27 protein-coding genes are annotated in these 19474 nt (G+C 55.4%); 14 read left to right on the top strand and 13 right to left on the bottom strand.

Going from position 1 to position 19474, the window contains the following annotated elements; all coding sequences use genetic code 11:
- Positions 1 to 12: 12 nt before the first annotated feature.
- Positions 13 to 381 (bottom strand): hypothetical protein, encoded by a 369-nt coding sequence (locus tag VGK23_05840; protein HEY3420057.1) that lies wholly within the window; start codon positions 379 to 381, stop codon positions 13 to 15.
- 127 nt (positions 382 to 508) lie between these two features.
- Positions 509 to 1078: a flavodoxin family protein gene (locus VGK23_05835; GenBank protein HEY3420056.1), complete on the bottom strand. Its 570-nt coding sequence runs from the start codon at positions 1076 to 1078 to the stop codon at positions 509 to 511.
- A 98-nt stretch (positions 1079 to 1176) separates the two neighbouring features.
- Here VGK23_05835 and VGK23_05830 point away from each other — a divergent pair, with 98 nt between their 5' ends.
- The 3 genes from VGK23_05830 to VGK23_05820 all read left to right on the top strand — a co-directional run bounded on the left by VGK23_05830 (position 1177) and on the right by VGK23_05820 (position 3654).
- Positions 1177 to 1713 carry a DUF2148 domain-containing protein gene (locus tag VGK23_05830; protein HEY3420055.1) on the top strand — a complete coding sequence of 179 codons (537 nt, stop codon included), beginning with the start codon at positions 1177 to 1179 and terminating at the stop codon, positions 1711 to 1713.
- Between the two features lie 82 nt (positions 1714 to 1795).
- Positions 1796 to 2701 carry a hypothetical protein gene (locus tag VGK23_05825; GenBank protein HEY3420054.1) on the top strand — a complete coding sequence of 302 codons (906 nt, stop codon included), beginning with the start codon at positions 1796 to 1798 and terminating at the stop codon, positions 2699 to 2701.
- Between the two features lie 101 nt (positions 2702 to 2802).
- Entirely contained in the window at positions 2803 to 3654 is an 852-nt protein-coding gene (locus VGK23_05820) for an alpha/beta hydrolase (protein ID HEY3420053.1), read from the top strand.
- A gap of 18 nt (positions 3655 to 3672) precedes the next feature.
- Here the strand turns inward: VGK23_05820 and VGK23_05815 are convergent, their stop codons facing one another.
- The 5 genes from VGK23_05815 to VGK23_05795 all read right to left on the bottom strand — a co-directional run bounded on the left by VGK23_05815 (position 3673) and on the right by VGK23_05795 (position 7876).
- Positions 3673 to 4425 (bottom strand): ABC transporter permease subunit, encoded by a 753-nt coding sequence (locus tag VGK23_05815; protein ID HEY3420052.1) that lies wholly within the window; start codon positions 4423 to 4425, stop codon positions 3673 to 3675.
- Positions 4426 to 4429: 4 nt separating this feature from the next.
- Positions 4430 to 5359: an ABC transporter ATP-binding protein gene (locus VGK23_05810; GenBank protein ID HEY3420051.1), complete on the bottom strand. Its 930-nt coding sequence runs from the start codon at positions 5357 to 5359 to the stop codon at positions 4430 to 4432.
- Positions 5356 to 6177 (bottom strand): ABC transporter permease subunit, encoded by an 822-nt coding sequence (locus VGK23_05805; protein ID HEY3420050.1) that lies wholly within the window; start codon positions 6175 to 6177, stop codon positions 5356 to 5358. The genes VGK23_05810 and VGK23_05805 overlap by 4 nt, the downstream gene beginning before the upstream one ends.
- Positions 6177 to 7163 carry an ABC transporter ATP-binding protein gene (locus VGK23_05800; GenBank protein ID HEY3420049.1) on the bottom strand — a complete coding sequence of 329 codons (987 nt, stop codon included), beginning with the start codon at positions 7161 to 7163 and terminating at the stop codon, positions 6177 to 6179. Before VGK23_05800 ends, VGK23_05805 begins: the two co-directional genes overlap by 1 nt.
- 86 nt (positions 7164 to 7249) lie before the next feature.
- On the bottom strand, positions 7250 to 7876 hold the full coding sequence (locus VGK23_05795; protein ID HEY3420048.1) for a LysE family transporter: 627 nt from the start codon (positions 7874 to 7876) through the stop codon (positions 7250 to 7252).
- A 129-nt stretch (positions 7877 to 8005) separates the two neighbouring features.
- On the opposite strand from VGK23_05795, the gene VGK23_05790 reads away from it, so the two are divergent.
- Together VGK23_05790 and VGK23_05785 are read left to right on the top strand one after the other, a co-directional pair.
- Entirely contained in the window at positions 8006 to 8479 is a 474-nt protein-coding gene (locus tag VGK23_05790; GenBank protein ID HEY3420047.1) for a hypothetical protein, read from the top strand.
- Positions 8480 to 8598: 119 nt separating this feature from the next.
- The gene (locus VGK23_05785) at positions 8599 to 9282 is read left to right on the top strand and encodes a zinc ribbon domain-containing protein (GenBank protein ID HEY3420046.1); all 684 of its coding nucleotides are present in this window, start codon (positions 8599 to 8601) and stop codon (positions 9280 to 9282) included.
- A gap of 39 nt (positions 9283 to 9321) precedes the next feature.
- Here VGK23_05785 and VGK23_05780 read toward each other — a convergent pair whose 3' ends face one another.
- The gene (locus VGK23_05780) at positions 9322 to 9912 is read right to left on the bottom strand and encodes a nitroreductase family protein (GenBank protein ID HEY3420045.1); all 591 of its coding nucleotides are present in this window, start codon (positions 9910 to 9912) and stop codon (positions 9322 to 9324) included.
- 171 nt (positions 9913 to 10083) lie between these two features.
- Here VGK23_05780 and arcC point away from each other — a divergent pair, with 171 nt between their 5' ends.
- On the top strand, positions 10084 to 11043 hold the full coding sequence (arcC, locus tag VGK23_05775; protein HEY3420044.1) for a carbamate kinase: 960 nt from the start codon (positions 10084 to 10086) through the stop codon (positions 11041 to 11043).
- 5 nt (positions 11044 to 11048) lie between these two features.
- On the opposite strand, the gene VGK23_05770 is transcribed toward arcC, so the two are convergent.
- The 3 genes from VGK23_05770 to VGK23_05760 form a co-directional block, all read right to left on the bottom strand.
- On the bottom strand, positions 11049 to 11216 hold the full coding sequence (locus VGK23_05770) for a hypothetical protein (protein HEY3420043.1): 168 nt from the start codon (positions 11214 to 11216) through the stop codon (positions 11049 to 11051).
- Between the two features lie 80 nt (positions 11217 to 11296).
- Positions 11297 to 12184: an SDR family oxidoreductase gene (locus VGK23_05765; GenBank protein ID HEY3420042.1), complete on the bottom strand. Its 888-nt coding sequence runs from the start codon at positions 12182 to 12184 to the stop codon at positions 11297 to 11299.
- Between the two features lie 137 nt (positions 12185 to 12321).
- Complete coding sequence (locus tag VGK23_05760; protein HEY3420041.1) at positions 12322 to 13800, bottom strand: hypothetical protein; 1479 nt, start codon at positions 13798 to 13800, stop codon at positions 12322 to 12324.
- 78 nt (positions 13801 to 13878) lie between these two features.
- Between VGK23_05760 and VGK23_05755 the strand changes: the two genes are divergently transcribed.
- A complete protein-coding gene (locus VGK23_05755; GenBank protein ID HEY3420040.1) occupies positions 13879 to 14772 on the top strand; it encodes a GNAT family N-acetyltransferase in 894 nt (297 codons plus the stop codon).
- Positions 14763 to 15239 carry a redoxin domain-containing protein gene (locus tag VGK23_05750; GenBank protein ID HEY3420039.1) on the top strand — a complete coding sequence of 159 codons (477 nt, stop codon included), beginning with the start codon at positions 14763 to 14765 and terminating at the stop codon, positions 15237 to 15239. Before VGK23_05755 ends, VGK23_05750 begins: the two co-directional genes overlap by 10 nt.
- Positions 15240 to 15242: 3 nt before the next feature.
- Here the strand turns inward: VGK23_05750 and VGK23_05745 are convergent, their stop codons facing one another.
- Positions 15243 to 15914 (bottom strand): diphthine--ammonia ligase, encoded by a 672-nt coding sequence (locus VGK23_05745; protein HEY3420038.1) that lies wholly within the window; start codon positions 15912 to 15914, stop codon positions 15243 to 15245.
- Between the two features lie 79 nt (positions 15915 to 15993).
- Between VGK23_05745 and VGK23_05740 the strand changes: the two genes are divergently transcribed.
- The 3 genes from VGK23_05740 to rpiA are packed head-to-tail and all read left to right on the top strand — an operon-like array spanning position 15994 to position 17530.
- Positions 15994 to 16146 carry a hypothetical protein gene (locus VGK23_05740; GenBank protein HEY3420037.1) on the top strand — a complete coding sequence of 51 codons (153 nt, stop codon included), beginning with the start codon at positions 15994 to 15996 and terminating at the stop codon, positions 16144 to 16146.
- A gap of 2 nt (positions 16147 to 16148) precedes the next feature.
- Positions 16149 to 16865: a creatininase family protein gene (locus VGK23_05735; protein ID HEY3420036.1), complete on the top strand. Its 717-nt coding sequence runs from the start codon at positions 16149 to 16151 to the stop codon at positions 16863 to 16865.
- The gene (rpiA, locus tag VGK23_05730) at positions 16862 to 17530 is read left to right on the top strand and encodes a ribose-5-phosphate isomerase RpiA (GenBank protein ID HEY3420035.1); all 669 of its coding nucleotides are present in this window, start codon (positions 16862 to 16864) and stop codon (positions 17528 to 17530) included. Before VGK23_05735 ends, rpiA begins: the two co-directional genes overlap by 4 nt.
- A gap of 13 nt (positions 17531 to 17543) precedes the next feature.
- Here rpiA and VGK23_05725 read toward each other — a convergent pair whose 3' ends face one another.
- The gene (locus VGK23_05725; GenBank protein ID HEY3420034.1) at positions 17544 to 17909 is read right to left on the bottom strand and encodes an ArsR family transcriptional regulator; all 366 of its coding nucleotides are present in this window, start codon (positions 17907 to 17909) and stop codon (positions 17544 to 17546) included.
- A 472-nt stretch (positions 17910 to 18381) separates the two neighbouring features.
- On the opposite strand from VGK23_05725, the gene VGK23_05720 reads away from it, so the two are divergent.
- The 3 genes from VGK23_05720 to VGK23_05710 form a co-directional block, all read left to right on the top strand.
- Complete coding sequence (locus tag VGK23_05720; protein HEY3420033.1) at positions 18382 to 18654, top strand: 50S ribosomal protein L44e; 273 nt, start codon at positions 18382 to 18384, stop codon at positions 18652 to 18654.
- A gap of 5 nt (positions 18655 to 18659) precedes the next feature.
- Complete coding sequence (locus tag VGK23_05715; GenBank protein ID HEY3420032.1) at positions 18660 to 18833, top strand: 30S ribosomal protein S27e; 174 nt, start codon at positions 18660 to 18662, stop codon at positions 18831 to 18833.
- Positions 18833 to 19474: translation initiation factor IF-2 subunit alpha (locus VGK23_05710; protein HEY3420031.1), on the top strand; the 642-nt coding region annotated here is incomplete at its 3' end. The genes VGK23_05715 and VGK23_05710, both read left to right, overlap by 1 nt.

Here is a 19474-nt window from a genome sequence, read left to right as displayed (position 1 = left end):
CTTCCATTTTTCTCACCATTTGGGAGATTCCTGCAAGGATGTGACAGTGTTGCAGTATGGACACACCATGACGACGCCCCCTTCCACTACCTTCAGGTTCTTCTCGGAAAGCGGTGCCCCGCATGTCTTGCATCTTAATTCCTTCTGCTCCATGGTGCCAGAACCTTCCATCTTAACATCGAAGTTCTGGGTGACCAATGTCGGTTTCGCCGCTTCTATCTTCTGGCTGCGGTAGATGAAGAGCAGGAGCATCACCGCGATCATGACCAGAACCGCACCGAGGATCATGTCCTCGATCCGCGACGCTATTAGAAAGATCACGCCCAACAATATCAGGAACATCGCGACGAATAGGACTAGGCCTTGTGCTATACGGTTCAAGATTTTTCGTCTCCCCTGGAAATCAGATTGGCGACTGGGCTATTAAAGATGACTGGAAACGATAGCGTTGGTGCGGGTCACCGTGAAGCGGTGTCCGACGCTGAGTTGTATGGGCAATATCACAGGATCATCCAGATATCCTCTCGATGATGTCCGCGACCGCCTTCTGGCCTCTCAGAGTCTCAAGCACCTTCATGTTCGGAGTGACCGAGGGCACCACCACGACCGTTCCGTCGATCTCATACCTCTGGAGCAGGTTCTGGTAACGAGCGGTCACCGGAGAGAACATCTCTACCCCTTGAGGGTTGCCGCAGGTGAAGAGGACCGCACCCTTCTTGCCCTTGGGCAAGCGGTTCGAGTATTGGCCCTGTCCCGAACCCATCGCCAGGAAGGAATAGAAACGATCGACGAGAGCCTTCGTGGTCGCCGTTTCGGCCGACATGTAAATCGGAGATCCGATCACGATCGCGTCTGCCTCTCTGATCTTGTCCAGAGCGGGAGATAGCCCATCCTTTTGGACACACCTCTCCCCTTTCTTGCAGCCCATGCAGGCGGAGCAGTCTTTGAAATCCAGATAGTAAAGGTCGAAATAGTCGACCTCGGCCCCACTTTCAGAACACCTCTTCTCAACATCCCTGAGGATCGCGGCCGTATTGCCCTCTTTCCTTGGGCTTCCATTGAAGATCGCTACTTTCATTGATCCCACCGGAGAGTGAGGGGACTTCTAGATAGTAAAACGTTCTGCCTGGTCAGGACAAGGGCAAGCTATAATGGAAGGTATCGGCATTCCTTTTCATGGCGATCAAGGACACGGTAAGGATGGTCGCGGACCTGATGGAGGTGGCCGCCCGGACCGCACCTAAGGGCGTAGGTAAGGATTTCATCGAGATCAAGGTGCTGAGCGATGCCGAAAGGATCGATGTGGGGAACGAGATGATGAGCATGGCAAGGGAACCGAGCCGTCCAAATTTCGACAGGGACGGGCAGAACGTCCTGGATTCCGATGGCTTGGTGCTAATCGGCCTCCTTCCGCACAAAGGTGCGGGTCTGAACTGCGGCGCATGTGGATTCACCACCTGTGCAGAAATGGAAGGACACCCGTGCAATGCTGATTTCATAGGAGGGAATTGCGCGATAAGACTGTTGGACCTGGGAATAGCCATGGGATCGGCGGTCAAGATCGCCTCCGAGCTCAATGTGGACAATCGCATCATGTACCGGGTCGGAGTGGCGGCGAGGCGGCTTGGTCTGACCAAAGCCCAGATCGTCCACGGGATACCATTATCCGCGACCGGAAAGAACATTTTCTTTGACCGCCAGCCAAGGAAATGAACCGGAATGAGACCGATCGGGTCCGTTCGGGTGACCCGACCGGTCACGAAACCAATTAATCGGACATCCGCTTCTTCCCTGTGTGCAAGCCTGGAGGATCCTCACCAATAACCCGGTCATGATGGTATCGGCGTTCGTTGTGGCCATTATCACCGGAGGGTTCCCTGCAGGGATCCCCCTCACGAACAGCAACATCGCCATGCTGTCCCTCATCGTGATGATGTCATTGTCGCTGACCGCCCTCAGGCTGAGGGGGCTAAAGCTGAAGGACCATTCAGTCCCCATCAGGAACGCGTTCTTGCTCTCTTTCGTTCTATCCACAGCGACCACTATCGCCATGAGCTATCTTTTCCAGGGAGAGCTCAGAGATGGATGGATAATAATGGCGGCGGTGCCCTCGGCGGTATCCATCGTCCCGTTCACCTACCTGCTCAAAGGGGATCTCGAATCCACGCTGGTCTCGACCACATCCCTGTATCTGATAGCACTTGCGGTCACCCCGCTCATCACCCTGGTGTTCATCGGGACAGCGGTGGACGTCATGACCCTGTTGGGTTATGTCGGATATCTCATCCTTCTGCCAATGGCCGTCTCCCGGGTTCTCAGGCAGGTGGACATCAGACCGGCACAGAAGAGCGCCGCGATTAACGTGGCATTCTTTGTCCTGATCGTTGCCATTGCCGGCCCGAACCGGCAGGTCTTCTTCGGTGATCAAATACTGTTGCTGAGCCTGGTGCTTGTCGCCTTCATCCGGTTGTTCGGCATCGGCATCCTATGGAACTGGTATCTGGAAAGGAGGAATATCAAACGGACCAGGAGGGTCCCGGAGGTCCTGTTCGCATCCTACAAGAACACCGGAATGGCGGCCACCTTGGCCATTGCTCTGATCGGACCGGCCGCCGCTGTTCCGGCCACAGTATGCACGCTGGTGGACATCATATGGCTGATCTACCTGTCGAAGTCCATGTTCTCTCCGTCCAAACCATGAGAAAGGTTCGTGAGCGCGGTTTCCTCAGCCCGAAGACGCCATCCCGCATTTAGAACTGGCAAGGCCTTTATACCTTTGGCTAAAAGGGCAACCTGATACATATGGATGGATCAAGCAATTATGTTGAAGTGGAACCGGGGGTCAAGCTGTATGTCCAAGATTGGGGAGAAGGCAAACCGATATTGTTCATCCACGGATGGCCTCTGAACCACCGCATGTTCGAGTACCAGACGATGGCCTTGCCTAAACAGGGCTTCCGGGTCATCGCGCTGGACCTTCGGGGTTTCGGCATGTCGGACAAGCCCTGGAACGGATATGACTATGACACCTGGGTCCAAGACATAAGGAAGGTCATTGATGCTCTGAAACTTAGGGATGTCACCCTGGTCGGGTTCTCGATCGGAGGGGCGATCGCAATGCATTATGCGGCCACCCAAAATGATGACAGAGTTTCCAAATTGGTGCTGATCGCCGCCGCAGGACCGAGCTTCGTCAACCGTCCAAAGTTCCCACATGGAGTGCCGACGAGCGCGGTCGAGGGGCTGATCCAGGGAGAGAAGGCCGACCGAGCCAAGCTGAAGCAGGATTTCGGGAACATATTCTTCCACAAGGCCCCAAGCGAGCCGATGGCGCGTTTCTATGAATCATTGGGCATGCAGGCCTCCGCCCATGCCAGTCTGAGAGGGCTTGAGGAACTTCGGGACGAAGACCTGACCGGGGAGATCGGGTCGATAAGGATACCGACCAGGATATTCCATGGGGTAAACGACAAAGTGGTGCCGTTCGAGCTAGGCGAGGTGCAGAGGGAGAGCATACCCGGATCCCAGCTGATCCGGTTCGAATCCAGCGGGCACGCCATCTGTTACGAGGAGAGCGACAAGGTCATCGAGGAACTGGCCCGGTTCGTTTCCGAGGAGATAGAGACCAAGAGCACGCTGATGAGCTACGCCTAGGATGCTCGGCTGTTCGGATCAGGGTACCTGCTTCTCCCTGAACGAATAGGCCCCCAGGAACAGGAGCAGGACGGCGACCGCCATCAATGATATGAACGAGACGGTGGCGTCACCGGTAAATCCTGATATGCTGCCATGATGGATCTGACTGGCCGCTATCACTCGTAGCTGATGCATGATGGTCAGCTCACCCACCGCGCCAGGGAGGGAGCCGATGAACCCCTCCCAGACGAATGCGTAGATCAGCCCGAAGTATATCGGCTGTCTCAATATCACGCCAACGACCAGGAAGAGGGAAGCGTATACGATAGCTCCGAGGAGGATGACCAACAGGTATGAAAGGTACAGACCGACAGCGTCGTCCATCATTCCCGATATGAGATAGTAACCAGCCCAGCCGATCGTGGTGACCAGGATCAGCGCGAGCGACAGGACCGCTATCAGCGCCAGATAGTACCCCATATAGGATGTTCTGCGGTCGACCGGCGATGTGATCACCTGGGTGACGCTCCGGTCGTCTATCTCGTTCCTTATCATGGAAGCGCCGAAGATCATCGCCATGATGGGCAATATGAACGAAAGGACCAGGAGGTTGAGCAGGTCGCTGCCTTGGCTCAGTGCGTCTGTGGCGAGCGATGCGGAATAGCCCATGACCACCCCCACCAGAGCAGCCACGAACAGTATGATGACCCAGCGTCTGTTGGTCAACAGCTTCCTTGTCGAATAGAGGATCATCGCCCTAAGCCCGACCATGTTCAAAGCAACATCCATTTTCTCACCCCACCAGGTACTTGAACACCGCTTCCAGGTCGTCATCCAGGCTTTGCATTGTGTCCAGATCGCAGCCGGACTCACGGATCAGGTCGGCGACGGAATCGAAGAACGCTTCTGGGTCCGACACCCTGACGATCAGACCCTTCCGTTCCGGCCTCATTTCCACCGATACTGTGTACGGTCTACCAATCAACACCTTTGCCAGTTCCACCATTCCCCGGCCTTCGAGGACGATGTTGTGTGGATGATCGCTCATCAATGAGCGGATCTCATGGATGCCACCTGACGCCACTGCCCGTCCTTTGTAGATGAGCGCCACGTTGGAGGTCAGACGCTCTATCTCGTGGAGGACATGGGAGGAAACGATGATGTCATGCCCATGCACCTCGTTCAGATCGGCTATGAGGTCCATCAGGTCGCGTCGTGCGATCGGGTCGGTGCCGGTCAGCGGCTCGTCCAGCAACAGTAGTTTCGGGTCATGCAGCATCGACCCGGCCATCTTGATACGCTGCACCATGCCCTTGCTGTAACCGCCCATCTTGCGGTCCGCCGCTGCCTTCATACCGAAAATGCCGAGCACTTCATCGGTGCGGGTGCCAAGCGCCGCACCTTCCATTCCGTGCATCCCTCCGGCGAAGCGCAGGTACTCTCTCCCGGTCAGGTCGAAGGGCAGGAAATCATAGTCTGGACAGAAACCGATGTCCTGCAACAGGACGGGATTCCTCCAGGGTTCTTGTCCCAGGACGGCGATCTCCCCGACCTCGGAACGGATGGTGCCAGTCACGATCTTGAAGAACGTGCTCTTGCCCGATCCGTTCGGACCCACGATGCCGGTGATCCCGTGGCCGATCTCCACGCTGAAATTGTTCAGCCCGATCACCTGGCCATACCACTTGGATACGCCCTTTGCGCTGACCACCGGGTCGTTCACTTCCCCACCCCCTTGCGCCTTACCCGGTCGAAGACGACCATCGACGGGGGAACGATAACGACCAGCAAAGCCATCGCCAGGAGCACGGTGTTGATCCCTGATGGCATCGCCTGATCGAATATTACGTCATAGCAATAGAATAGGATGTTCTCCGGCCCGAGCAACGTCCAGTTCGGATCGAACCTCTCAAAGATGCCAGCGATGACCTGGAGAACGAACACGACCATGAAGGTCCCAACCGCGGCGTACGTCTTCCTGGTGGTCAGGGAGGAGATCATCAGTCCCAAGGGCACCAGGAATATCGTCGCCACTATCGATGCGATCAGCGTTCTTCCGACGACCGCCAGACTGGACAGGTAATCTCCGCCGGTCTGGGTCGCGGTCACGGCGAGGGCCATTATCAGCGGTGGCAACAGGGTGAAGACCGATATCACCGCCAGCGCACCCAAAGCCTTGCCCGCCAGGTAATTCTCCGGACGCAGTGCTCTGGACATATAGAGCGTTAGCGAGCGGCTGCGCATGTCCTCCGACACCAGGTCGGAACACACCATTGCCACCAGTATCAGTGTGAACAGGTAGAACAGCGGGCCCCGGAACACATCGGCCATCGCCGCCTCGGTGAGGGAAAGGTGAGGAGAGATGGACATGATTATGATGCTGAACATGTGGACCAGCATGGTTCCCAGGATTAAGACGCCGATCAACCACAGTGATGCCGTCTTCTGACGCAGCACCTGGTCCGCGATGACCAGGAACCTCTGTCGGTGTTCGCTTCGCTTTCCCTTCCATGGCCGATATCCGATTGGTTCGAGGCCCATCATCTCACCTCGGTGACGGCCTTTATGAACACGTCCTCAAGGGTGATACGATCGGGGAGGTAGCTGCGGACCTGGACTCCCAGGTCATGGGCAAGCTCCAGAACCGGCCTGCTTCCCCCCGGGTTCAGAAAAACGATCGTGGCCAGTCCGAAATGGTCCGTGACGGTTATGATGTTGTGGTACTTTCCGAGGGCTTCGATGAACGACCTGATCCTGTCCGGTGTCCCTTTCACCTTGATGGACTTTCTGTCCGACCCCTGCGACAACAGTGTTTCCAGCGGCCCTTTCACCACCACCCGGCCGTTGTTGATTATGATCGCCTCTTTACAGACCTCCTCGACGTCATGCAGTATGTGGGATGACACCAGTATGGACTTGTCCGAGGCGGCGATCCTGCCGATAAGCTCCAGCATCTCCTCGCGGCCGTTCGGGTCCATGCCGTTGGTCGGTTCATCGAGGAACATTATGTCCGGATCATGCACGATGGCCTGGGCAAGCTTGACCCTCTGCTTCATTCCGGTGGAATACGACCCCACTGGCCGATATCGCTCCTCCCCGATGCCGACAAAATCCAGTACCTCATGGCTACGAGGGATCGAGTCTCCCTTGGCCATTCCTGACAGCCTTCCCATATATGACACCAGTTCCACGCCTGGCATAGCGTCGATCAGGCAATCGTGCTCCGGCATATAGCCGACGCGATCTCTGATGGCCAAGGTGTCAACACGAGAATCCAGGCCTGAGATGGTGATGCTACCAGACTGCGGTTGCACCAATCCCAGGACCGCCTTGATGAAGGTGCTCTTTCCGGCCCCGTTCGGGCCAAGGAGTCCGACGATGCCGTGAGGTATGGCCACTGAGAAATGATCAAGGGCCATTATCTGGCCATAACGGACTACCACATCCGTAGAGGTTATGGAGGCAGCGTCACTCGGGTCAACACCTTCATTCAGGCCGCCAGCTTTGACCTCATTCCCAGAATCCATCAGATATCAAAATATGAATGGGCATATTTAAAGACCGCTGAATGGTGATTTCTAGCGATCACGATAGAGCCTCTTGACCCTATTGTTCACAGGCTTTGGATCGTGTTCCATAGGAGGCTGGCCGCCAGATAGATCATGAACACTGCGCATATGATATTGATGACTCGGAAAAGGCGGTCCTTTACGAACCTGCGCCCGTAGGCCAATAACGCGGCGATGATCGTCCCTCCGAGGCAGGAACCGATCATATAGGCCACGAAGAATAATACGTAGTGTATAGGCTGAGGCTCGGAGACCAAGACCAGTATGGTTGACGCCCCGATCCCCAACCAGAACGCTATCTGGAAAGGGCTGGCGAACGATATGACTGCTCCGGTGATGAAAGCATTCCGGGTGCTTTCGACATTCTCGTCATCTGGGAGACATTTCCTATGCTCGGTCAACATCTTGTACGCCAGATAACCGAGGAAGGCGCTTCCCATCAAGCCCAGGCCGAGCTTGGTCAATGGATCCTGCACCAGGAAGGCCAGGCCGACCAGGGCGATTATTGCCCATATCGCATCTCCGGCGGACGCACCCAATTCCAGGGACAGGACTGGCCGGAAGCCCTTTCTGAAGCCCAATGGCAGGGCCTCGCAGAAGACCGCTCCCGGAACAAAGGCCATGATCAGACCAAGCCCCAACGCAGTGGTGAACAGGAGGGATACGTCCATTGGGCGGGGAACGACCTGAAATATTAATAACCCGACCATGAGCATCCGGGATGAGGCGGTGGGATCTTCGCTCTCTTGTTTTGGATTTCATGGCAAGGATTATCCGGGATGAGGTCAAGTTTGAACACTATGGATCTGCAGACGCCCCAGGAATTCTCGCATGGCGCCTCAGGGGTGCGATTGGAGACCCAGGCCACCATGATCGTCCAGATCATCATACTGGGAATGCTGGTTATCGCACTCATCGAGTGGAGAAGGAGGAGGCTCTCCAGCCACGGAATGATCATGGGCATGGCCACCGCGATCAGCCTGACATCCTTCGCCCTGGTCATGTTGCCGATCTTCAACGATAGTCTATCGGATTTCCTCAACGACGTCCAGGCCGGATCGGTTCGGGCCCAGGTCAATTTAGAACACGCCCTGTCCGGGGCGATAGCGATAGGACTGTCCGCCTTCGTGACCGGCAAATGGGTATGGAACCGTTTCCGTCTTGGGAAGGGATGCTATCAACGGAACCTCATGCGGGCGACCGTCGGGGCCTGGCTGGTTGCTCTGTTCTTTGGCACCCTGGTCTATCTGGCGCACATTCAGGAATGGATGTGAGAGAACTTTCTCTAGGACGAATACGCTCAGAAATCATGAACAGGTCTGATCTCCATCCGTCTGAGAAATCGGTCCTAATCATTTAATCCGGACAATGATTTTGCTCTCTCGGTGATGAAATGAATTGCCCAAAATGCGGCTTGGAAATGCCTGACGGAAGCAGTTTCTGCGGACATTGCGGAACGAGGTTGGATGCAACCATCCACAATGTCCCCCCGGGTCAAACAGGGCTCTGGTTCCAGAACTTCTATCGTATACGCAGGAAGGTCCTCACCGTCGGCAACAGGTACTTCATCGAGGACCGTCAGGGGAACATGATCGGATTCTCCAAACAGAAGCTGATGAGGATCAAGGACGACATTCGGGTCTATTCGGACGAGAACATGTCCGACGAGCTCTTCCGGATCCAACAGGAGAACATCGTGGATGACTGGGGGACATGGGCGGTCATCGATTCCAGTAGCGGCGCATGTGTTGGCAAGATGAGGAAGAGCTACCTCTCGAACTATGCCCAGGACGAATATGCCTTGCTCGATGCCTTCAACCAACAGATAGGCCGGGTGGTGGAGCCGTCCGGACGCGGTATTATGCGCAAGTATCTTCCCGGAGGTGGATTGATCACCGAGCAGGTCAAGGTGGAATACTATGGCCGTTTAGTGGCATATATCCAACAACAATTCAGGATCATCGGCGACACCTGGGAGGTGGACTGTCAGTACCTTCCGCCCCAATTCGACCGGAGGACCCTCCTGACCGCTATGTTGTTGATGGGAATGGTCGAGCGTGAGGAGGACAGGCGCTGAGACCTATCCCAATGAAACGACCCTGAAAGGTTTGGGCGATCACTTGATCCATCCTATGATCTGTGGTTCGTGCTGCTTCGCCTCGGGGAAATCCCCTTTAGGATAGCCCAACACGAACTGCGCGACCAGTTTGTGATCGGACGGGGCCTGGCATTCCTGCAGGAACTCCTGACTATGGGCCAGTGAACCAGCGAATCCGATCCAGCAGCTGCCGATCCCAAGCGAACGGGCATACAGGAACATGTTCTCCACCGCCGTGCTAGCGTCCTCGACCGGCGTTAGGGCGGAGGGGTGAGCGAAGACGAACACCGTGACCGGGGCGTGGTAGAACAGGTGAAAGTCCGGGTTTGACAGTGTCCTGACGAGTCCCTGGAGGTTCTCCGGTAACGGTTCGTCCTTGGGGCGGTTCTTGGTCACCCCCGCCTTGAACAGTTCCTTCGCTATCCCAGAATAGTGATCGATCCTCTCTTGGTTCTCAATGACCACGAACCTCAGGGGTTGGACGCCCATCCCGTTCGGCGCCGATGCACCCGTCCTGAGTATCTCCTTGATCGTATCCTCTGGAACCTTCTTTTCGGAATAGCTCCTCACCGACCGCCTGGCATAGATGTTCTTCAATACTTCGTTCATGACAGCACACTTCACGATTCGATAGTGGATGGGTAAAAACTAACTTCATGTTATTAATCGATTGCTTACCAGCGACCGTGCAGGTTGGTCTCATTATCGGGGTTAGTAGCGCTCGAGAGACGGATTTCAGCCAAGGAAAGTAGAAGAACCATCGGCTCCCAGATCAGGCCGATGAAATACGAATGCGAAAAGACCGTCTTGGTAGCCTTAGGCGGCAACGCCATCCTGAGATACAAGGAGGAAGGGACGGCGGAGGAGCAACTCAGGAATGTAAGGGCATCCTGTCGGACGCTCGCCCAGCTCATAGGAGAGGGTTATCACATCGCGATCACCCATGGAAATGGACCTCAGGTAGGTGACATCCTTTTGCGCAATGAGATGGCCAAGGGAGTGCTTCCGCCCATGCCCCTGGACTTCTGCGGGGCGGAGAGCCAGGGGATGATCGGCTACATGCTCCAGCAGTGCCTGATGAACGAGCTGCGACAGACCGGGGATTTGAGACCGGTCATGACGATATTGACCCAGACGCTGGTGGACCCGAACGACACGGCCTTCGGGCGACCCTCAAAGCCGATCGGCCCCTTCTATTCAGCCCAGGAGGCGGAAGCGCTTCGGAAAGAAAAGGGTTGGACGGTCGCGGAGTCGCCCGGCCGAGGCTTTAGAAGGGTCGTCCCATCACCCAGACCTGTCTCGATCCTGGAAGGGCAGTCGATCAAGGACCTCTTCGAGAACGGATACGTCGTGATAGCCTGCGGAGGGGGTGGCATTCCAGTGGTTGAGAGTGAGGGAGAGATCGGCGGCGTGGAGGCAGTGGTCGACAAGGACCATTCGGCCGCGGTGATGGCACACCTGATCGGCGCCTGTTCGATGCTCATCCTCACCGATGTCGAATCGGTCTTCCTGGATTATGGAAGGCCGGAACAGCGAGCGATCGGCCCCATGACGGTGACACAGGCGGAAAAATGGCTGAAAGAAGGCCAGTTCATGGAGGGCAGCATGGGACCCAAGGTTGAATCGGCGATCGAGTTCGTTAAGAACGGAGGCAGACGGGCTGTGATCACTTCCATGGAGAAGGCCCTCGAAGCCCTGACCGGCAATGCTGGCACCACGATCACTGATGGTCGGAGCTGATCGGATCAGTTCTTACGGTTGACGTTGCAATGCTCATTGTCCTCGCAGGGGGCGTTGCATTCCGGGCAGACCGGGACACCTTCTCCCTCCTTTCTGAACCATGAATGACCACAGCGTTTGCATTCCATCTTGATCTTCACCTTTTCATCCAATTCGGCATTGGGAACGAACATTGTTGACACCTGATGCTAGGAGTTCGGAGCCCGGCACATGATAATACCTTTGGTCGGACCTCAGCCCTGCTTTCGGCGTATCATTTTTCCCGGATCGGCCGGTCCAATTTCAGCCCGGACAGGTAAGAAACGACCGCTTCTTCCATGGAGGTCTGCCTGAGCCCGAACACTTTGTACAGCTTGGCCGTGTCCACCATGGAATCGTAGGTCTCCATCCCGGTCAGCAGTTCCAGCATGCCTTCGGGGATCCCTGGTATCTCCGTTCCGGGAAGGTCGTGAATGACCGGGATCCTTTTTCTCAATGTCATCTCGAACGTCCCGATGATATCGTTCCAGCTGATCGCCTTTGGACCGCCTATCAGCAGGCGGGTGTTCCTCGCCGCGGGGTTTCCCACCGAGGAGATGATGAATCCGGCCACATCTTCTATGGAGATGTAACTGTGTCGTCTGTTGCCCTCGCCTATCACCGTCACCGGCCGATCTGCCTTGAGCGGTCCAGCAATGAACGTGTTGAACCACACCTCCATGATCGGCTCGGGTGCCACGATGGTGTAGTTCATTCCGCTCTGGATGATGTGGTTCTCGGTCTTCTTCTTAGCCTGCAGAAATGGGGAATGGCTCTTGTCATCGGCCCGGGCGGCGGAAACGAAAATGAAGTGCTTGACCCCGACCGTCTTGGCACTGTTCACCAGATGGCGGTTACCGATGAGATCCACATTCTGAACGTTGTCATCGCCCCCGCGTCGGGCTGAGTTGGCCGTGGTGATCAGGGTCTCCACGCCCCTGAGCGCATCGATCAGGGTTATCGGTGACTTTATATCACCGAACACAGCCCTCGCACCGGCCTTGATAAGCGGCTCATAGTCTGACCCCGGACGGACCAGGATCCGTACTGACCTCTTCTGCTGCAGGAGATTCCTCACCACTATGCTGCCTAGCTGTCCCGTCGCCCCTACGACCAATATCATTGCGGAACACCCCTTGACCCGTTAAATGGCGCCTCACCTGCAACGCGCCTGCATGCTGTACCGGGCCAGGTAGAATCTAGTAAATGCACCGATAAACATCTTTGCACCGTGCGGGCGCCATCCTCTCGGTCAGAATGTCAATCAGGCATCGGACCCAGCTCAGACCCCTCGATCGCACGCTTGACCCGGGCGCACTGCAGAGGATTCCCTAACCGTTCGAAAAGCCGTGCGGACTCGTCCAGATTTCTTATGGCCTCCCGAGGTCTTCTCAATCTGAGGAGCGAGCGACCGTGTTGCAGTGACATCGCGGCCGACCAATAGGTCGGAGAACTGGTTGCCGTGGCAAGCACTTCTGCCTCCCCGTACCTGGCATTCATACCGACCATGTCGTTCCTGGCCTCCAACAGCAGGGAGGCAGCCAAGGCAAGCAACATCCTCTCCTTGATGAACGTGTCCAAAGGCTGCCCATCAAGCGTTCCAGAAGCGTCGCAGAAGGCCTTCTCTGCCCTATCCCTCCGACCATTCCTCGCCTCGATGATGGCAACCATACCCAATGGCTCGATCCTGTCCAGCTCGCTCGATGATCTTGATGCGATCCTGTCGGCCATGATCGCCTCTTTGAGAGCGGAATCCGGTTCCCCGATGCTAAAAAGAAGGAGCTCCGCCTTCCTGAGATGAGCATTTCTTTGAGATGGCAGTTCACCGATCACCGTCGAAAGATCGATCGCTTTATCAAGGATGTCGAACGCCTCTTTCTCCTTGCCCGCCTGGGTCAGGGATTCTCCCAGCAGCGTATAGGAGTCGAGCACAAATCCGAAGTGTTCGATGGACATCGAATCGCTGAGCGCGGCATAGGCATAATTTATAGAACCGCTGATGTCCCCGGTTGCCATTGCTGCACGGGAGGAACGAATGTGGTTTTCGATCAATGAGGTCGCCTCTGGGCGCTGGCAAGCGGTTCGGTTCGCGGCCCTTTCGGCCGGTGCCGCATGCCCAGCCGATGCCCCTCTGTCTTTCATATCATCGGCAGTTACCGGAAGATGAAGCTCTTGAACCGCCACCTCATCCCTTAGTTCGTCGAGCATCTTCATCGCGATTTGGTCCTCATCCATTCTTGAGTGGGTGACGACCATCATCGCACCCATCCGACCGATGTTCCGGGCAAGGAATTGGAACATGGCCATCGTGTCTAGGTCTGCGGCCCCCATCTCCTCGATGACCACCACCGTTGTGCTGTTTTCGGTGATGGAACGGAGCAGATCCAGCCCCTCCATCTCAGCCCGATATGAGCGGTCTGATGGCCACACGCCTTCCGGTGGAACGGGTGGATAGGCCGCGGCTCCTCCCTCGATGACCTTCCTGAGAGCCAACAGCGCTTCGGCCAGAGGTTCATTCCCGGAGAGGGGGCGGCGGCAGTCGCATATCACCGTCAGGCACCCCATCTCCTCGGTCTCCATCAGAACGCGGGCGATGATCGAGCGCCGCCGATCGACTGAACCTCCAGAGATGAACGTAACCGAACCCTTTCCCCCCATGGCGTCACCTGCCAGGTCCACCAACCTGAGTTCTATGTCTCCAGCATCCTGCGCTGCGCTCTCTGGCGTCGTCTGGTCCACGTTTCTAGATGCTCACGGAAGGCATAAAGTTTAGCCTGCATGCAAGTATTATTATGTCAGCGACCGATTGGCTGGGATGTGAACAAGGTTGCGGGTGAAAAGGCAGATGAGGGAAGGATCATACCGATCGCGGACCCCTCGGAGAACGAGATCTCGCAGATCCTAGCACTGAAAGAGAAATGCGAGATGAGGATGGGAGTCGGGATACTTCTTACCGGTGATTTCCTGAGGTCCCTTGACAAACCCGGGGTCGGCGCCTTGGCCTTCGTGAGGGAGGCGCGCTGCATCGGCTTCTCCTTCTTCTACTCCTTTGAAAAGGAAGAGGCGGAGGTATCGATCTTCGCCGATCCCGACGAAGATTGGATGGTCGTCTGCTCAATGCTTCTTGATGCCACCACGGCGGAATGCAAACGCAGGGGACACTTCCGGATCCTGGTCATGAACGACCGTAGGCTCAACGTCGGAGTAGATCTCATAAAAGGCGTCGGAGGAAAGCTGGCCTTCTCCGAGCATCGGATGAGCTCGACCGGATCACAGATGGTCCCGACACAGCAGATCGACCTGAGGGAGGTAGGAAACGACGACCTGATGCTGCGAGAGGTGGAACTGGAATGCCATGACCGTTTCTACTCGAAACCGGACCAGAGGAGATTCTTGGCACAGGTGGACGGAAGGCCTATCGGCAAGATCGATGTCCTTGATGAAGGATCGGTCTCGGAGCTCACCGGGTTCTGCGTGCTACCCTGGTCTCGGGGGAAAGGTTTTGGCAGATCGATCTTACGCAACATGGTCAATATGTTACGGGCCGAAGGAAAAGGCAGGATAATCCTGGATGTCCAGACGGACAACGATGTGGCGCTTTCCCTATATCTGAAATCCGGTTTCGAGAAGGAATTCACCATCGATTATTACGCCATATCCCTGAAGGAGATGGTCACGGTCGAAGGCCGAGGGCGTGAACCATGGCCGTAGTCCTGGGCCCACCGACCGGAACCAAAGCCCCAGATTTCATCCTGCCGGCGGGTATGGACGTCTCGATCTCGCTGAGCGAGCTGGTCCGATCGAAACCGGCACTCGTCCTCTTCTACCCTTCCGACTTCGGGATGATCTGTTCCATCGAGATGAAGACCTTCCAGAACCGTCTTCACCAATTCGCACTAAGATGCCACCTGATCGGCATCAGCACAAACACGGTCCGTTCCCACGGGGATTGGAGCATAGGTCTCGGCCTGCAATTCCCGCTGCTGTCGGATCTTGACGGACGGGTATCGAGGGAATGGGGCCTTCTCATAGAGGATGAAGGATACATGAACGGAAGGGCCTATAGGGCAGCGTTCCTGGTGGACGGAAAGATGATCATTCGCTACCGGTGGGTCCCAGAGGACCCATCCTACGAACCTGACTATGACGCGCTCCTGGCTGAGGTACAGAGGCTCTAATCTTCAGACGAAGTCGAGAGAGCACTTCTTGACCAGCAATCTAGCCGTGTCCCGCTCCACCACAGTCTCGGTGGACTCCACCTTTATGGGCTGGGAATGCATGGGTGAGTCCAAGGCCATGGTCTCATATTCGCCGCCCTCGCCCGAAACGTTGATCCGATATTTCTTGGCCACCTCGATCAGATCCCCGATGCAATCGTGGTCTATCGTTCTTCCCAGCCATTTCTGGTCGAGACCTTCGGCGAACACGCCCACGATGATGGCCTTCACGCCTGCTTCGACCATGTCGTTCAGGAGGATCAACTGGTCCTTTCGCCACATGGGTGCGAACAGCCTCAGTCCCAGCGACTCGCACACTCCGTTTATGCGGTCCCACTGATAATCGGAGGCTATCGCTCCGACGACCACTCCTTCAACGTTCAATCCCTCAAGTCCCTGTCTGAGGGCAGCCAGATCCCCCTGCTCGGTGCCGTCTGACGGTACGGAGACCAACCTTTTGCCCATGGCCTGGGCCATCAGCGGGATCGCATCAAGGTTAAGAGTATGAAAGACCCATGAATACGGATCGCTGGGGACGATGTTCACCAATGTGCATACCCGGTGCCCCTGCTGTTCCATCAGGTAGGCGGAGTAGGTGGAATCCTTTCCTCCGGAATATAGGCAGGCTAGACGCATGATCTGCCATCCTCTGCGGGTGATTTCAATCTTGCCCCGGGATAGCATAAAAATATCAAGGAAAGCGATAGCCGCGCCGATGTACTGCCCGAAATGCAATAAGACCATCAAGGACGAGCGTCTGGAAGAGGTCAATAAGCAGCTCGTCGAACAGTTCAACAAGGATTCCCTCTCAAAGGGCATGTGCCCGGTTTGCGGCACAAAGCTGCTCAAGTCAGACAAGAAGGTGTGAACGTGCGCATCGAGGAGATGACCAGCAACGAGTTCGCCGAAGCGGTCGAAAGGGACCCGGTGGTCATACTTCCTATTGGGGCGACCGAGGCACATGGACCACATCTACCCTTGGGAACAGACTCCTTCCAGCCTGAGGCCATCGCGGATGCTGTGGCCCAGAGGGTCAATGGCCTGGTCGCACCGGCCATCAAGTACGGACAGCATTCCTCGACGAGGAACCTTCCTGGCACCATCGGGATCACGTCGTCAACGCTCCGAGCCTTGGTCATCGACGTCCTGGAGTCCATGCACCGTAACGGGATTCGCAAGGTCGTGATCATCAGCGGCCATTCGGGAAGCGTCCACATGGCCATGATAAAGGATGCCTGCGAGGACGTGGTGCGCCGATACCAGATGGACCTCATATTCCTGGCAGATTACGATATCGGAAAGAACGTCCAGGAAGAGATAGGTGCGGGAAACGGTGATGGCCATGGGGGGATGATGGAAACGTCGAGGATCATGGCGATCAGGCCGGACCTTGTTCCCAAGAACCGCACCAAGGGCGAATTCGTCTCTGCGGGTTACGCAGTGATCAGCGACCCGGAGCGATGCTATCCGCAGGGGTTCGTCGGTGATGCCAGCAAGGCCAATGTCCAGGCAGGAAAGCGTCTGAACGATTACATTACCGATGCTTTGACCGATCTCATCCGAAAGGATCTGGATGTGAAAGAATGAGCGATCTGAAAAGGAGGGCGGCAGAAAAGGCTGTCCATTTCATCGAGGACGGAATGACCCTTGGCTTGGGCACCGGATCGACCACGTTCTTTGCCATCGAGGCGATCGGAAAGCTGGTGGATGATGGATACAATTTGCGCGGAGTCCCCACATCGGTCGCCTCGGAGGAGCAGGCCCTGAAGTGCGGCATCCCGCTTGTTTCGTTAGATGACGTGGACCGGATCGACCTAACCATTGACGGAGCGGACGAGGTCGATGATGAACTGAACCTGATCAAAGGGATGGGAGGCGCCCTGCTGCGGGAGAAGATGGTGGCCTATGCCTCCAAACAGGAGATCATCATAGTGGATAGCGGGAAGCTTGTGAAAACACTAGGAACGAAATCGCCGCTCCCCATTGAGGTGACTCGCTTCGGCCACGGCCTGACCGCCAGGAACATCAGGGCCCTGGGATGTGTTCCGGAGCTCAAAGGTGGCGACAAACCGTTCATCACGGACAATGGTAACTACATTTACAACTGTCGTTTTGAAAGGATCGATGACCCGGTTTCCTTGGAAAGGAAGCTCAAAAGCATCCCTGGTGTCGTAGAGACCGGCCTATTCCTTGGGCTAGCAACGAAAGCGGTCGTGGCTTACGATGACCGGACCGTGGTATTAGAAAAATGAGGAACGACCTGGCCTAATGGGCCATGGTCTTTAGCTGTTCGATATTGCTTTCAATCCGCTCGATCCTCTTTCTTTCTTCCTTCTCGAGCGTTTCGACGATCTTCTCGAACGGGATAGCAAGCTTATAGGCGTGGACCGGACGGCCCTTGCCCTCTTTCTTTATGTCCCGTTTGATAACCCATTTTCTCCTTCTGAGCTCCTGCATCGCGATCGACACTTCGGGTTGCCTTAGCGCGGTGGATATTTCGATCTCTACTGAGGTCGTCTCTTCCTTCTTTCGCAGGAAGGCTAGTGTCTTAGCCACATTCTTGGGCATGCCAGTGCCCATGAGAAGCTCGACCAGTGTCTCGTCCTTCTTACTGAAACCCCTGTCAGCCATTAATTTCACCTATCCAATACCTGATACATATCATTTATTATCGCATAGATATATATCGTTTTCTATTTGACGTATCGATTCAAATAACATTTTCCTGAATACTGGCAATTTATCCAGTATTTAGAATTGCATTGTCTGCAAGAAGTTATTTGAGCGGAATCCTCCAGACCACCGCCTCTATATTATAATCTTTCGGTGATTATAAGTCCGCACTTCCAGGTCCGATGACCTACCCGATGGAAATGAATTGCAGAGTGTGACGTGAATCTTACATAAACGATCCGGTACTAGCGCTATTCAGGAAAATGGTTATAAACATGAGGCTTTATTGCATAAAAACGGAAGAAGCGTACCTTACCTAACCACGGTCGCAAGACTTGGCCAGTATAGGGACCAGCATCCAGACCTAGGGTAATAGGTTTATATAGGAATTGAGTATTAAGCCTGTTGCTCCAAGGGTGATATAATGAAAATGCCCAGGCAAATTAAGACTTACTGTCCTTTCTGCAAGGTTCACACCGACCATGAGGTAGAAAGGGTCAAGAAAAAGAAGGCCAGCGAACTCAAGTGGGGTCAGAGAAGATTCAGAAGGGCAACCTCTGGATATGGAGGTTTCCCGCGTCCGAAACCGGAAGGCAGGGAGAAACCGACCAAGAGGGTCCCATTGAGATACCGCTGCAAGAAATGCAAGAAGGCCCACCAGAAGCGCTGCTTCAGGGCCAAGAAATTCGAGCTCACGGAGTGATCCAGATGGTACATACGACAAACTTCGTAAAAGTAAAGTGCGCTGATTGCGGCAACGAGCAGGTGGCCTTCAAGAAGCCAGCCATGCCCGTAACTTGCCACGTCTGCGGCTCGACCTTGATCAAACCCCGCGGAGGCGTGGGGGAGATGAAGGGACAGCTGCTAGAGGTGGTCGATTAATGCCCAAAGCCAGCGAGTTTCCTGAGGAAGGCGAACTCGTTGTTTGCACAGTCCAAAACGTAAAGAACTTCGGTGCGTTCGTCACATTGGACGAATATGGGAACAAAGAAGGTTTCATCCACGTCAGGGATGTAGCCACGGGCTGGGTAAAGTACATCAGGGATTACGTCAGGGAAGGACAGAAGATAGTCACGAAGGTCCTTGGCGTCGATTCATCAAAGGGTCACATCGATCTTTCCCTGAAATCCGTAAACGAACACCAGCGCCGTGAGAAGATCCAACAGTGGAAGAATGAAAATAAAGCTGAGAAGCTTATGGAGATTGTCGCCGAGCGGTTAGGAATGACCGTCGACGCCACCCTTGAGAGCTTCGGGTATGATTTGGCCGACAAGTTCGGCAATCTGTATGCAGCTTTCGAGGCATGTGCCGCCAGTCCTACAGCTTTGCAGGACGCGGAAGTTGAAGGCGATTGGACCACGATCTTCGCCGAGGTAGCTAAAGAGAATGTCACCCCACCATACGTGCAGATATCTGGCTACCTGGAGCTCAAATGCCCCGCCGCCGATGGCGTGGACAAGATAAGGGAAGCGCTCATGGCGGGATTGGAGGCAGGGGAGGATCGCATCAAGATCCAGTACATC

The sequence above is a fragment of the Methanomassiliicoccales archaeon genome, assembly GCA_036504055.1.
GTDB lineage: Archaea > Thermoplasmatota > Thermoplasmata > Methanomassiliicoccales > UBA472 > DASXVU01.
Note: the sequence above shows the minus strand (reverse complement) of the source record. Positions and strands in the feature narration are given on the sequence as shown.

Coding starts and splice junctions, on each gene's coding strand:
- VGK23_05820 (HEY3420053.1), top strand. CDS start 2,803: ATGGATGGATCAAGCAATTATGTTGAAGTGGAACCGGGGGTCAAGCTG.
- VGK23_05800 (HEY3420049.1), bottom strand. CDS start 7,163: ATGGATTCTGGGAATGAGGTCAAAGCTGGCGGCCTGAATGAAGGTGTT.
- VGK23_05790 (HEY3420047.1), top strand. CDS start 8,006: ATGGATCTGCAGACGCCCCAGGAATTCTCGCATGGCGCCTCAGGGGTG.
- VGK23_05835 (HEY3420056.1), bottom strand. CDS start 1,078: ATGAAAGTAGCGATCTTCAATGGAAGCCCAAGGAAAGAGGGCAATACG.
- arcC (HEY3420044.1), top strand. CDS start 10,084: ATGAAATACGAATGCGAAAAGACCGTCTTGGTAGCCTTAGGCGGCAAC.
- VGK23_05830 (HEY3420055.1), top strand. CDS start 1,177: ATGGCGATCAAGGACACGGTAAGGATGGTCGCGGACCTGATGGAGGTG.
- VGK23_05715 (HEY3420032.1), top strand. CDS start 18,660: ATGGTACATACGACAAACTTCGTAAAAGTAAAGTGCGCTGATTGCGGC.
- VGK23_05795 (HEY3420048.1), bottom strand. CDS start 7,876: ATGGACGTATCCCTCCTGTTCACCACTGCGTTGGGGCTTGGTCTGATC.
- VGK23_05720 (HEY3420033.1), top strand. CDS start 18,382: ATGCCCAGGCAAATTAAGACTTACTGTCCTTTCTGCAAGGTTCACACC.
- VGK23_05745 (HEY3420038.1), bottom strand. CDS start 15,914: ATGCGTCTAGCCTGCCTATATTCCGGAGGAAAGGATTCCACCTACTCC.
- VGK23_05750 (HEY3420039.1), top strand. CDS start 14,763: ATGGCCGTAGTCCTGGGCCCACCGACCGGAACCAAAGCCCCAGATTTC.
- VGK23_05740 (HEY3420037.1), top strand. CDS start 15,994: ATGTACTGCCCGAAATGCAATAAGACCATCAAGGACGAGCGTCTGGAA.
- VGK23_05765 (HEY3420042.1), bottom strand. CDS start 12,184: ATGATATTGGTCGTAGGGGCGACGGGACAGCTAGGCAGCATAGTGGTG.
- VGK23_05805 (HEY3420050.1), bottom strand. CDS start 6,177: ATGGGCCTCGAACCAATCGGATATCGGCCATGGAAGGGAAAGCGAAGC.
- VGK23_05725 (HEY3420034.1), bottom strand. CDS start 17,909: ATGGCTGACAGGGGTTTCAGTAAGAAGGACGAGACACTGGTCGAGCTT.
- VGK23_05780 (HEY3420045.1), bottom strand. CDS start 9,912: ATGAACGAAGTATTGAAGAACATCTATGCCAGGCGGTCGGTGAGGAGC.
- VGK23_05785 (HEY3420046.1), top strand. CDS start 8,599: ATGAATTGCCCAAAATGCGGCTTGGAAATGCCTGACGGAAGCAGTTTC.
- rpiA (HEY3420035.1), top strand. CDS start 16,862: ATGAGCGATCTGAAAAGGAGGGCGGCAGAAAAGGCTGTCCATTTCATC.
- VGK23_05770 (HEY3420043.1), bottom strand. CDS start 11,216: ATGTTCGTTCCCAATGCCGAATTGGATGAAAAGGTGAAGATCAAGATG.
- VGK23_05815 (HEY3420052.1), bottom strand. CDS start 4,425: ATGGATGTTGCTTTGAACATGGTCGGGCTTAGGGCGATGATCCTCTAT.